6 protein-coding genes are annotated in these 12865 nt (G+C 74.5%); 4 read left to right on the top strand and 2 right to left on the bottom strand.

The window, feature by feature from the left end; all coding sequences use genetic code 11:
- Positions 1 to 96: 96 nt before the first annotated feature.
- The 4 genes from K4G22_RS27660 to K4G22_RS27645 all read left to right on the top strand — a co-directional run bounded on the left by K4G22_RS27660 (position 97) and on the right by K4G22_RS27645 (position 8231).
- On the top strand, positions 97 to 1533 hold the full coding sequence (locus K4G22_RS27660; RefSeq protein ID WP_228083188.1) for a family 43 glycosylhydrolase: 1437 nt from the start codon (positions 97 to 99) through the stop codon (positions 1531 to 1533).
- A 106-nt stretch (positions 1534 to 1639) separates the two neighbouring features.
- Positions 1640 to 3688, top strand: coding sequence for a protein kinase domain-containing protein (locus K4G22_RS27655; RefSeq protein WP_228083187.1), 2049 nt, complete (start codon positions 1640 to 1642; stop codon positions 3686 to 3688).
- An 83-nt stretch (positions 3689 to 3771) separates the two neighbouring features.
- Entirely contained in the window at positions 3772 to 6024 is a 2253-nt protein-coding gene (locus K4G22_RS27650) for an outer membrane protein assembly factor BamB family protein (RefSeq protein ID WP_228083186.1), read from the top strand.
- A 5-nt stretch (positions 6025 to 6029) separates the two neighbouring features.
- Positions 6030 to 8231, top strand: coding sequence for a protein kinase domain-containing protein (locus tag K4G22_RS27645; protein ID WP_228083185.1), 2202 nt, complete (start codon positions 6030 to 6032; stop codon positions 8229 to 8231).
- Between the two features lie 13 nt (positions 8232 to 8244).
- Here the strand turns inward: K4G22_RS27645 and K4G22_RS27640 are convergent, their stop codons facing one another.
- Together K4G22_RS27640 and K4G22_RS27635 are read right to left on the bottom strand one after the other, a co-directional pair.
- Positions 8245 to 11019 carry an AAA family ATPase gene (locus tag K4G22_RS27640; protein WP_228083184.1) on the bottom strand — a complete coding sequence of 925 codons (2775 nt, stop codon included), beginning with the start codon at positions 11017 to 11019 and terminating at the stop codon, positions 8245 to 8247.
- Positions 11020 to 11249: 230 nt separating this feature from the next.
- Positions 11250 to 12740 carry an MFS transporter gene (locus K4G22_RS27635; protein WP_228083183.1) on the bottom strand — a complete coding sequence of 497 codons (1491 nt, stop codon included), beginning with the start codon at positions 12738 to 12740 and terminating at the stop codon, positions 11250 to 11252.
- Positions 12741 to 12865: the final 125 nt, after the last annotated feature.

The raw sequence follows: 12865 nt of genomic DNA, 5'->3' as shown, positions 1-12865 counted from the left end.
GCATTTACATCGCTGTAAGCATCGTGATGCCATAGGCAACCGTCAGCGGACGCCGGCGCGGCGTTCATGGACGTGCTCAGACGAGGGAGCCAGACGATGCGCGCCCGATCCCGAACCACCCTGGTCGCGGCGGTGTTCGCACTGCTCATCGGCCTGGCCTGGATGCCCCAGGCCACCGCAGGAGACTCGATGCCCACAGCAGCCGGAACCTTCCGCAACCCACTGAACACGGGGCCCGACCCGTTCCTCACCCACGCGAACGGCAACTACCACCTCGCCACCACCCAGGGCGACGCCATCAGGATGTGGAGCTCGCCCTCCCTGGCCACCCTGTTCGCCGCCGACCCCGTGACGGTCTGGACGGACACCGACCCCTCGCGCGACCAGCACATCTGGGCGCCCGAGTTCTACCGCTTCGACGGCCGCTGGTACCTCTACTACACGGCCGACGACGGCGTGGACGAGCACCACCGGCTCTATGTCCTGGAGTCCGAGGGCGACGACCCGCGCGGCCCCTACCACTTCAAGGGCAAGCTCGAACCGCCCAACCACGTCGACGACTTCGCCATCGACCCCGGCATCCTCCAACACGGCGGGCGGCTCTACCTCGCCTACAGCGGGCTCAACGAGTACCAGCACAACGGGCTGAACATCGCGCCGATGTCCAACCCCTACACCGTCTCGGGCGACGCGGTCCCCCTCGACGGCGCCGGCGGCTGCCCCGAGGTCCGCGAGGGGCCCGCGTTCCTCTACCGCAACGGCCACACCTGGATGACGTACTCGACCTGCGACACCGGCAAACCCGACTACCAGGTGTGGATGATGTCCCTGCCGGACGACGCCGATCCGCTGGTCCCGGGGAACTGGACCCAGCACGAGGGACCGCGCTTCGCCAGGAACGACGCCGCCGGCGTCTACGGGCCAGGACACCACACGTTCTTCCAGTCGCCCGACGGCACCGAGGACTGGATCATCTACCACGGCAAGACCACGTCCGTGAACACCTACACCGACCGCACCACCCGCGCCCAGCGGATCGGCTGGCACGCGGATGGCAGCCCGGACCTCGGCACCCCGCTCGCGCTGGGCGCCACCCAGGACCTGCCGTCCGGCGACCCGGGGTCGGGCACCTACTGGATCAACGACGACGGCCGCTCAAGCGGCGCCGGGACCGTCACCTTCGACGGCTCCTGGAACGCGGGCGCCGGCTGCGCCACCCAGTGTTTCTGGGGCGACGACCACTGGACCGACCAGGCGGGCGCCACCGCGACGTTCTCCTTCACCGGCACCAGGATCGCCCTGCTGTCCGTGCGCGACACCGGCAACGGCATCGCCGCGATCAGCGTCGACGGAGGGCCCGAGCAACGCGTCGACCTGCACGGACCGATCCGGGTGGGCGAGACACTCCAGTACCTCAGCCCCCGACTGCCGCACGGCGAGCACACGTTGACGGTCCGGGTCACCGGGGAGCACAACCCCGACTCCGGCGCGGCGTTCGTGAGCGTGGACCGGGCCGAGGTCTACACCGACTGAGCCACCGGCTCAGGACCCGGGTGCGGGGCCAGCGGCGCCCCGCACCCGGCGCACCGGGCGTGGACGCGGCTGCGGAACCCTCGCGGGGGTTCCTACGATGCGGTCCATGCCCGACGACATCGCTCCCACCACGCCCGACGATCCCGCCGCCCTCGGGCCCTATCGGCTGGTCGGTGTCCTGGGTGCCGGCGGGATGGGGAAGGTGTATCTCGCCCGCCGCCGCTCGGGCCCGCGACCGCGACCGGTCGCGGTCAAGGTGCTGCTGCCCGAGGTCGCGCACGACGAGGAGCTCGTGCGCCGGTTCGCGCGTGAGGCGGTCGCGGCCTCGGCGGTGCGCGGCGCCCGTGTCGCGCGGGTCGTCGGCCATGGCACGGACGGTCAGCCCTGGATCGCCACCGAGTACCTGGCGGGCCCCTCGCTCGCCGCGCACCTCGGGCGGCACGGCCCCCTGCCCACGGCCGCCCTGCGGCAGCTCGCCGCCGAACTCGCCGCCGCTCTCGACGACGTCCACCGCGCGGGTCTGGTGCACCGGGACCTCAAACCCGCCAACATCGTGGTGACCGCCACGGGTCCACGTCTGATCGACTTCGGTATCGCCCGGCCCGAGTACGGGATGACCCTGACCACCGCCGGCATCCCGGCCACGCCGGGATACGCGGCCCCCGAGCAGCTGACGGGCCGTCGGGCCGGTCCCGCCGCCGACGTGTTCGCGCTGGGCGCGGTGCTGGTCATCGCCGGCACCGGGCATCCCGCGTTCCCCGCCACCGATGTGCACTGGGCGAACTACCAGGTCGTGCACGGCGAACCCGAGCTGGACGGGGTGCCCGCCGAGCTGCGTTCCGTCATCGCCGCGTGCCTGGCCAAGGAGCCGGGCGACCGCCCGGCCCCCCGTGATCTGCTCGGCCTGGCCGACGGGGTGGCGGCCCCCGGGTTCTGGACCGTGGAGCCGGTGGCCGGGGATATAGCCGCCCGCGCGCGGGCCGCGCGGACCGCGATCCGCGGCGGCGGGCGCACCGGTACGGCCACAGGTCCGACGCGGCGCCGCGCGCTGGGGGTCGCGGGCGCCGCCCTGGTGGCCGCCGGTGGCGCCGCGTGGTGGCGCGGCGGGCCGAACGACGACGCGGCCACCGGCGGCCTGGACTCGGACGCGGCCCCGCTGACGGACTACCAGCCGGGTCTGGCGCCCGACCCCTACTGGACGCGGGAGGATCTGGCGGAGGAAGGCCCGGCGCCGCTGCCCGCCGGGGACGTCGTCCTGGCCGCCGCGGCCTCCGGTGGCCTGGCGGCGTTCGGGGTGGTGGACGGTGCGCCGGTGTGGTCGGACGAGTCGGCGCTGCCCGCCTCGGGGATGGCGGCCGGCGGCGCGGGGCGCACGGAGCTGGTGCTGGTCGCCACCGCGAACGACGAGGTGCGGGCGCTGCGTTCCACCGACGGGACGACGCTGTGGAGCAGCTCGGTCGCGGTGGAATCGATCCTCACCGCCGACACGGAGACGGGCCTCGTCCTGGCCACCGACGGCACCCTGACCGCACTCGACCTGCGGACCGGCGAGGAGCGGTGGCGGGCGGCGACCGCGCTGGCCGGCGAGCGGCCGGGGGCGGCACTCCACGAAGGCACGGTGCTCCTGGCCACCGCCGACCGGCTGGCCGCCTACGACGCGGCCGACGGCGGCGTCCGCTGGAGCCGGGACGGGCGCTTCGCCGACACCGCGGGCGCGCCGGCCGTCATCGACGGACGGGTCGTGGTCGGTGGGGAGAGCCTGCTCGCGCTGGAGGTCGGGGAGGGGGGCGAGGCGTGGTCCCTGCCCGGGCAGGGCGCCGAATGGCGACAGCCGGTCGCCGCCGACGACGGGGTGTGCGCCGTCCATGGCTGGGATCTGGTCCGGGTCACCGCGGCCGACGGCGAGCAGCTGTGGTCGGCGCGGCTGGACGTCGAGGACGAGCTGCCCCCCGAGCCGCCGGTGTGGGAGGGCGCCAGCGTCTGGACCACGCTGGGTGGTCCGGGCACGAAGGGCGTCTCGACCTGGCTGGCGCACAACGGCACTTCGCTGTGGGCCGTCTCCGACGGGCGCCGCGGCCAGTGGCGTCTCGCGGGCTCCGGCTATCGTGTCTTCCTGCTGCGCGCTGGGCAGTTGATGGCCATGCCCGTCCCCTGAGCAGGGGAGGTCGGGCGACCGACCGCCGCCGGGCGGGGGCGGGAACCACCTGCGGAAGGACCACGACAGCGAAGGGGGCTGGCATGGCGGACGGCGGTCTCGCCGATCACGGGACGGGGACCCCCGAGGGTTACCGGCTGTCGGCGGAGGGCCCCGGAGGGGCCCCGCCCGGCATGCGGCGCCACTGGGCGTGGCAGGTGACGACGGGAACGACGGTGGGTCTGACCGTGGTGGCCCAGGACACGGCGGTCGTGGAGGCCCACCGGCAGTGGGTCAGGCACGAGGCGCGGGTGGCTCGGGCGATCGGGCCCGCCGCGCGGCGCGCTCTGGTCGCGGACGATCCCGACGCCCCGCTGCCGTGGCTGGTGACGGCCCCCGCCACCGGCCCCTCGCTGGCGGACGCCATCGGTGGCCGGGGGGCGCTCCCGGCGGCGGGGATACGGGAGTTGGGGGTGGCGCTCGCGCACGCGTTGCGTCCGCTCCACGACGAGGGGGTCGGCCATGGCGCGCTGTCGAGCGCCACGGTGGAGCTGACGGACGAGGGCCCCGTACCCCACACGGGGTGCGGTCTGCTGCACCCCGTGGGTGCGGCGCCGACGCCCGACGGGGATGTCGGGGATCTCGCGGCCCTGCTGCTTGAGGCGGCGGGCGGCCCGCGGGCGCTGCCGCCGGAGCTCGCGGCGTTCCTGACCGGCTGTGCGGAGGACGCGGGTGGGCGTCCCGGGGTCGGCGAGGTGGCGGACCGGCTGGCCGACGCGCTGCCGGGGGAGTTCGCCTGGCCGGGGGCGGCCGACGCCGCCGCCCCTGGAGAAGGGCGGGGCGCTCTTGCCGGGCCCCCGCCCGCTGACGGAGCGTCCGACCTCCGGGCGGCGCCCGACGACCCGGACTCCGCCACCAGTTACCGGCTGCCAGCGCCGGCTCCCCTCCCGCCGACGCCGGCGACGGTGCCGCCCGTTCCCCGGGGAAGCGAGGGGGCGCCGCCCGGCGACGACCAGCGGACCACGTGGAGCGCCCCGGTCTCCCCCGCCGGACCGCCGGCGCCCGACCGGGGTGCGGCTCCCGAGAAGGCGCCGTCCCGGCGCGCGCTGCTCGGGGTCGCCGCCGCGGCGGGCGCCGTGGGCGCGTTGACGGGCGCGGCGGGCGTGGCGGGCTGGGTGGTCGGCCGGGGCGGCGGGAGCCGGGCGCTGTTCTCGCCCTACCCGGAGCCCCGTCCCCTTCCCTCGGGCGTCGCCCCGGCGCCGGTCTGGCGCTATGACGCGCCCGGTGAGTCCCCGTTCAGCCCCCGGGTCCAGGAGAGCGGGACGGTGCTGGTGTCGAGCACCAACCGGATGACGGGGCTCGACCTCGCCACCGGCGAGGAGCTGTGGACACGCGGTGATCTGGGGGTGGACGCCAGCCTGCTCCAGGACGTGGCGCCCATGAGGCTCGGGGAGGACCGGATGGCGTTTCTCCACCGGGGCGAGCTGGTGGTGATCGACACCGAGACCGGGGCGCGGGTGTGGACCGACACCCGGTATCTGCCGGAGGATCCCGACTATGTGGGGCATCGGATCGACCATGTCCACTGGGACGCCGAGGACGGGCAGACGCTCCTGCTGTGGACGCGGACGGTCAAGGACGACGTCGGCGACACGCACGGCATCGCCCTGTACGACGCCGCCGAGCGGGAGGAACGCTGGCATGTACCCGTGCCGATGGACGCCTCGGACGCGCTGTTCTTCGTCCACGGCGAGTCGGTGCACACGGTCAGCGTCGTCGACGGCGGCTTCCGTCATGCCTCGTATCGGCTGCGGGACGGTCAGGAGGAGCAGGTCCGCGCTCTCGACGATGTGATGACGTTCAGCTGGCTGACCCCGCTTGAGAACCGCGGTCTGCTGATCAGCGGACTGGAGGGCGACATCCAGGTCCATGACGCGGTCACGCTCGACCTGCGGTGGGAGCGGCCGATCGGCACGGCGGAGTCCCGGCTCGGCAACCCCCGGGTGGAGATCCTGCGTTTTGACGGGGAGGAACGCGAAGTCCTGTTGGTCAACGACCGGGATACGCAGGTCATCGCGCTCGACCTCGGCTCCGGTGAGGAGCTGTGGCGCGCCGCGCTGCGGGACGAGAGCGCCTATGCCGGGATCATCCACCCGCGCATGGCGCTCAGCCCGTCCGGGTCGACCCTCCTGGTCGGGGGTCTTGAGGTGATGGCGCTGGACGCGCGTACCGGCACGGTCCAGTGGGCCTTCCGGCACGCGGAGCGCGCCGACCTGGCCACGTACTCGGTGTTCGCTGGGCCCGACGCGATGCTGGTCTGGGACGGCACGACGGCCTTCGGCCTTCCGGTGGAGTGAGCGGCATGCGACGACAGCCCGAGCACCGCGCCGGCGGTCCGCGTCCCCTGACGGCCGCCGACCCCGCCCTGGTGGGCGGCTGGACGCCGCTGGCCCGCCTGGGCGCCGGCGGCGCCGGGGTCGTCTATCTGGCGAGGGACGACCAAACGCGCCTGGCCGCGCTGAAGGTTCCGCACCGCGACGACGCGGAGTCGCTGCTCCGTCTCGCCTCGGAGGCCAGGACGTTGGAGCTGCTGGACGCCGCCGGCACCCTGGTGCGCGGGGTGCCGGGGCGACTGGACGCGGCCCTCGAAGGGCCCGCCCCGCACCTCGCCACCACCTACCTGCCGGGGCCCACGCTGCGCCGCTGCGTCGAGAGCGCCGGCCCCCTGCCGGAACCGGCCCTGCGGCGCTGTGCGGTGTCCCTGGTCGACACCGTGCTCGGGCTGCACGCCACGGGGACCGTCCACCGGGACGTCAAGCCGTCCAACGTGCTTCTCACGGCCGACGGGCCCCGGCTGGTGGACTTCGGGATCGCCAGGGCCAGTGGCACCGCGCCCCCCGCGACACCGTCGGGGCCCGAAGGGTCCCCCGGGTACACCCCGCCCGAGCGCGGGGAGGCCGTGACCGACGAGGCGGAGGACGTCTTCGGCTGCGCGGCGACGCTCGCGTTCGCGGCCACGGGGCGGGACCCGTTCGGCATCGGCACCCCCGACGAACTGGCGTACCGCGTCCGGCACTCGGCGCCCGACCTGACGGGAGCGCCGGCCGCCGTGCGCGCGGTGCTGGAGGCGGGGCTCGCCGCCGACCCGGCGGCGCGGCCCTCCCTTGCCGAGCTGGGTTCCCTGCTGGGGGAGGCGGGTCCGCTGGTCGAGGTGCTGCCGGCGTCCGCGCGGCAGGAGTTGCGGGCGTTCGCCGACACCGACTGGGCGCGCCTCCCGCCCCTGCGCGACGCGCCACCGGCGTCGTCCGACCCTCGGCGGCGCGCGCTGCTCCTCGGGGCGGCCGGCTTCGGCGGCGTGGCCGCGACCGGGTTCGCCGGGCATCTGCTCGGGCGGCGGGCGAGGTCGGCGTCCACTCCCCGGCTGTCCTTCGCCCCGGCGGCGGCGTCCGATATCAGCGCCAGGGAGCGGTGGGCCAGGGCGGCTGAGGTGCCGCCCGTCGGCCGGGCCGTGCTGGCCGACGGCGCGATCTTCGTCCCCGGGCTGCTCAGCAGCGCGTTCGACGGACGCACCGGGGAACTCCTGTGGTCGCGTCGGGGCCTGGTGGGCAATGCCCCCGTCGCGGTGGACGAGGGGCGGCTGCTGGCGCATCACCAGATGGTGGGCGGTGGCGGGCAGCAGCTGGGCCTCACCCAGACGCGGACCGGGCGGAGTTGGGCGTCCCGGCCGCTGGGCATCGCGCTGCGCACGATGAGAGCGACGCCGGTGGTGGGGAGCAGGGGGGCGGTGCTGTTCGTGACCGGTCTCGACCCGTCGGCGGATCCGGAGGAGGCGGAGGCCGAACGCCGTCCGCTGCTGGCGTACGACACGGCGGGTGACGAGGTGCTCTGGAGCACGACGTTCCCCGCGGTCGGCGGGGACGAGGTGGCCGGCGCGGTGTCGGACGGCGTCGTCCTGGTGCTGGCCGCGGACTCGGTGCACGGGTTCGACGCCGACAGCGGCGCGGAGCTGTGGACGCGTGAGCTCGGCGCCGAGCTGACGGACGACTCCTGGACGGGGATGCCGTCGCGGCGGGTGGTGACCGACGGCGCCGGCCGCGCCGCGGTCACCGGCCGGGGCATTCTGGTGTTGAACGCCGCTGACGGCTCGACGATCTGGTCGGTCGAGCCCGACTCGGACCCGGACCTCGCGGAGGCGAGCGAGGAGAACGAGACGGACGGGATGGCGCTCTACGGCGCGGCGGCGTTCGCCGGCGACTCGCTGTTCCTCGCGGAGGCGCGCTGGGGGGTGCGCGCGTTGGCCACGGCGGACCGCTCGGCGCTCTGGCAGTGGGAGGCGGAGGACCCCTTCGTCTCGCCGCCGGCCGGGTGCCTCGCCGCCGGCGGTCTGGTGTTCCCGCCCGCCGGACAGTTCGACACGGCGGTGACGGCGCTGGACGCGGCGACCGGCGAGGTCGCCTGGCACCTGCGGGACGGCGAGGCGACCGGCGGCGACCCCCAACTCCTCGCCGACGACACGGGGGTGTACCTCCTGCGCAACGACCGCCTCCGCGCGCTCGCGCTGTGAGGGCCGATATTCCCTAGCCGGCGTTGGCGACGGGGTCGGTGGTCATGGCCGGATGGGCGGAGGTGACGTGGAGCGCGCGCAGGTTGGTGGGGAGGTCGCGGCGGCGTTTGACGTTGAGTTTGCGGTAGACGCGGGTCAGGTGCTGCTCGACGGTGCTCGGGGTGACGCTCAGCTGGGTGGCGATGTCGCGGTTGGTGTGGCCGAGCGCGGCCAGCCTGGCGACGCGGTGCTCCGCGTTGGTGAGGTGCACGACGCCGGCGCCGGGTGGGCGCTCGGGCACGAGGGCGGTGGATGTCCGGGCCGTGCCCCTGCCGTGCCTGACCCGGGCGGCGCGCTCCAGCACCACGCGGGCGCGGCCGTTCTGGCCCAGTTGCTTGAGTGTGTGGCCCAGGCTGCCCAGGGCCCGGGCCAACTCATGGACGTCGCCGGCGACATCCAGCAGGTCGACGGCCTCCTCCAGGAGCCGCCGCCGGGTGTGGGGCGGGTGGGTCGCGGCGAGCACCCGCAGGGTGGTGCCCCGGGCCCGTTCGTCCCTGAAGCTGGGGAGCCGGAGCTGGCGCGTCACCAGATCGCGGGCTCTGGCCGGGTCGTGCAGCCTCAGACACGCCTCGGCGGCGCCGGCTCGCCACGGCACGAGCCCCGACTGCTGGAGCCCCCACTCGCGCAGCGACTCGCCGCAGCCGAGGAAGTCGTCGAGCGCCTCGTTGGGCCGGCGGGTGGCGAGGAGCAACTGCCCGCGCGCGTACTGGTACTGAACGCCGAAGCGGCTGGCGAACATCGCCTTGGGCACGCACTGCTCGACCCAGCGGACGGCCTCGTCGTACCGTTTGTCGGCGACCAGCGCGAGGATCACGCTGGAGAGCGGGGAGCCGATCGAGATCCCCCAGTTGCGGGGCGGGATGAGCGTCATCGCCGCCCGTGCCTGGGCCTCGGCGCCGAGCATGTCGCCCTGCCGCAGGGAGATCTCCGCCCTGATGGCGGCGAAGAGCGCTTCCCAGGCGGTCGCGCCGGCCGCCGAGGCCCTGGCGTGGTAGCGGTCGCACCACTCGGCGGCGCGCGCGGTGTGCCCGGCGTAGAGCAGGGCCTGGAGGGCGAGTTGCGCGGGTTCCAGCAGCGGATCGCTGTCCCGCGCCCGGTCGAGCACGCCCTCAGCCGTCGCGGTCGACGTCTCGTCGGCCCGGCCGCCGATCGCGCTGGCCAGGGCGGCCGTGACGGGCAGCATCGACTCGCAGGTGGCGAACGGCGGGATGTCGTCCGGAACGTTCGACGCGTCGGCCAGGGAGGGGAAGGTGCACGTCAGCCACAGCTCGGTGACCAGGAGGTCGGTGGACGCCGGCCCTGGGCCGTGGTGGGCGCCGCGGGCGCGCGCCAGCACCTCCCGCGCCTCCCTGGTGCGCCCGTGCCAGACCATGGCCCGGGCCAGCAGCGCCAGATCGGCGGCGGACAGCAGTCCGGCGCGGCTCGCGGCGACCATGCGGACCAGCCGCCGGGTGCTGCCGACCGGGTTGGTCCGCCACTCCATCCGGGCCAGCAGGACCAGGATCTCGGCGCGCTGCCGGTCGTCGGCGCAGATGCCGTAGGCGTGCTCCAGATAGCGGAGGGCCTGGTCGACGTCGCCGGTGGCCAGCACGTCCTCGGCGGCCTCCCTGAGGACGAGCGTGGCGCATCCGCTCTCGACCTGCCCGGCGATGATGTGCTCGGCCAACGCGACCGCGCCGGCTCCGGCCGCGTTGAGTGCCGAGTAGGCGGCCCCGTGCATCGCCCCCCGGTGGGTGAAGTCCGGGTCGGAGAGGACGGCTTCACGGGCCGCCGGGTGCCGGAAGAGGCCGTCGCGCAGGAGCCCGATCGCGGTCAGCGCCTCGATGGCCCACTCGGTGGTGGGATGGTCGATCCTGAGCAGCCGGCTCACCGTGCCGGACGAGCCGCCGCCGTCGCCGAGCAGCGCGACGGCGCGCCCCACCTCGCGGAGCTGTGGGTGGCCGCCGCGCAGGCAGCGCAGCACGGCCTGCCGGAAGATCTCGCCGGCGGCCGGCTCGAAGCCGCCCGCCTCGGCGATGCGGTAGTCCTCCACGAGTGCCCGGATGAGCAGCGGGCTGCCGCCGCTGGCCTGGAGGCACCGCCGGGCGAGCCGGGTGGCGGTCGCGGGGCCGAGGTAGGCGGCCAGGAAGTCGGCGGTGTCCTGCTCGGAGAGGCCGGCGAGTTGGACGCAGTGGGCGTGTGGCTGGCTCAACAGGTCGATATGCGGCACCGAGTGGGCGACGCGCGATGTGGTGCACTCGGTGAACGCCACCAGCAGCGGGGCCGACCTGGAGCGGCGCACCAGCTCCAACAGGCACCGCAGGGACGGCTCGTCGGCGTGCTGGACATCGTCGATCGCGAGCACCACGGCCCGCCGGTCGGCCAGCGCGTGGAGACGGCCGGCCAGCCCGCGCAGCCGCTCGAAGGAGATGTCCTCGGCCGAGCCCGAGCCGGAGGCCGCCGGGTCGATGGGTAACTCGCCGCCGCTCAGGAGCAGTTGGGAGATGACGCCGAGCGGGCCGCTCTGGTCCTGGGCCGAGCAGGTCGCCGTCAGGGTCAACGCGCCCGAGTGCGCCGCCCGTTGCGCGAGGGCGTTCAACAGCTCGGTCTTGCCGCTGGCGAGCGGGCCGTTGATCCATGCGACGCGTCCCGTCCCCCGGAGAGCTTCGGAGAGCAGGGAGTTCAGCGCCGTGAATTCTCTTCCGCGGGCGGCCGGATGAGGCGGGCCACCGCGGCCATTCCGGTCAATCTGATAATGGCCGGCATTCACCAGTAAACATCCTCCTAGGCTGCGTTCCTGTTACCCCCGACCCCGCCCCGCCGCCGCCCGGACGCCTCTCCGGATTTTCCGATTCCCCGTTCTTCCATGCTCGCACGAAGTGCCTGCCGGTTACACGCCGCCTTGGTGGGGACATGAGCCGGGACGCGGTTTCGACCCCGGTCCGGGGCATGCCGAGAGACCGCCCGGCGGTCGGGCGGTCTCTCGGCTCGACGGGTGCGTCAGCTCACACGTCGACCGCTTCCGGTCACCTCCCCGGCGCCCGGTTCGTCCGGGACGGCCGCGGGGGCGTCAGGCACGGGGGCCGGCGCCGGCGCCGCCGGCGGCCTGATGGCCAGCGCGATCAGCGCCCCGGCCACCGCGATGCCAGCGCCGACAAGACCGGCCGTGCGCAGCCCGTCGACCACCTCGCCGGTCGGGAGGTCGGACGCCCCGGTGTCGAGACCGGCGTTGGCCACGGCGACGATCACCGCGAGCCCGACGGCGGCGCCGATCTGCTGCGCGGTGGAGGCCATCGCGGAGGCGATGCCCTGCTCCTGGGGGGCGACGCCCGAGGCCGCCGAGACGAACAGGGTGGTCAACGCCACACCGCCGCCCAGCCCCCAGACCACGATGCCGGGCAGCAGGGCCAGGAAGGAGCCGTCGGCGCTGAAGGCGAGGGCCACCATGGCCAGTCCGACGCCGGTGATCAGCATGCCGATCGTCAGCGTCGTGCGGGTGCCCAGGCGGTTCACCAGCCAGGCGGCCACCGGGCCGCCGCCCAGGGCGCTCAGCAGCCCGGGCGGCAGGAACGCCAACCCGGCGGCCAGCGCCTCGTAGTCCAGGACGTTCTGGAGGTAGGTGGTGAAGAGGTAGTACTGGCCGCTGGTGACACCCAGATAGAGGAAGATCACCAGCATCGCCGCGACCAGGCTCCGGTTGCCGAACATGCGCAGCGGCACCAGCGGGTCCCTGGTGCGGCGCTCCACGAGCAGGAACACCCCGAGCAGCGCCAGCCCGGCGACCAGCGAACCGGCCCCCCGGACCGAGAGCCAGCCCGCCTCGGGGCCGCTGACCAGGCCGAGGACGAGCAGGGTGACACCGGCGGTGGCGATCAGCGCGCCCGGCACGTCGAAGCCGCTGCCCCGCTCGGCGGGCGAGTCGGGCCGCAGCCAGCGCGGCGCGGCGAAGGCGGCGGCCAGGGCGAGGGGCACGTTCACGAAGAACACCCACGCCCAGCCGAGGTACTCGGTGAGCACGCCGCCGAGCAGCGCGCCGAAGGCCAGGCCCGCGCTGCCCGCCGCACCCCAGGTGGCCAACGCGCGGTTGCGCGCCGGGCCTTCGTCGAAGGTGGTGTTGATCAGTTTGAGCGTGGCCGGGAACAGGAAGGCGCCGCCCAGGCCCTGCACCGCCCGGGCGGCGACGAGCACCTCACCGGAGGTGGTGAGCCCGCCGACCAGCGAGGCGACGCCGTAGACGAGGAGGGCCGAGAGGAACATGCGCCGTGGGCCGAGCCGGTCGGCGGCACGCCCGCCGAGCAGCAGCAACCCACCGAACGCGACCGCGTAGGCCGTGACCACCCACTGTAGGGACTGTGCGGAGAAGTTGAGTTCGCGGCCGATGTCGGGTAGGGCGACATAGACGATGTTGTAGTCGATGGCGACGATGAACTGGGCGAAGGCCAGCAGCCCCAGGGCCCGGCCGGACCCCTGTCGAGCGGGAGTTGGGTTCACGGAGAAGTCTTTCAGTGGGGAGTCTCACGTCGGTGCCCGGCGTCAGAGGCGGGCACACTTCGGGTACGACTTGTGACAGAGGACATTTTCTGTGAGCAGATGGCCCGCTGAAAGGGGGAATTTTC

This window comes from Streptomyces profundus (genome assembly GCF_020740535.1).
In the GTDB taxonomy this organism is placed as follows: domain Bacteria; phylum Actinomycetota; class Actinomycetes; order Streptomycetales; family Streptomycetaceae; genus Streptomyces; species Streptomyces profundus.
The sequence above is the reverse complement of the archived record's forward strand: the minus strand, read 5'-3'. Positions and strand labels throughout refer to the sequence as shown.

Coding starts and splice junctions, on each gene's coding strand:
- K4G22_RS27660 (WP_228083188.1), top strand. CDS start 97: ATGCGCGCCCGATCCCGAACCACCCTGGTCGCGGCGGTGTTCGCACTG.
- K4G22_RS27655 (WP_228083187.1), top strand. CDS start 1,640: ATGCCCGACGACATCGCTCCCACCACGCCCGACGATCCCGCCGCCCTC.
- K4G22_RS27650 (WP_228083186.1), top strand. CDS start 3,772: ATGGCGGACGGCGGTCTCGCCGATCACGGGACGGGGACCCCCGAGGGT.
- K4G22_RS27645 (WP_228083185.1), top strand. CDS start 6,030: ATGCGACGACAGCCCGAGCACCGCGCCGGCGGTCCGCGTCCCCTGACG.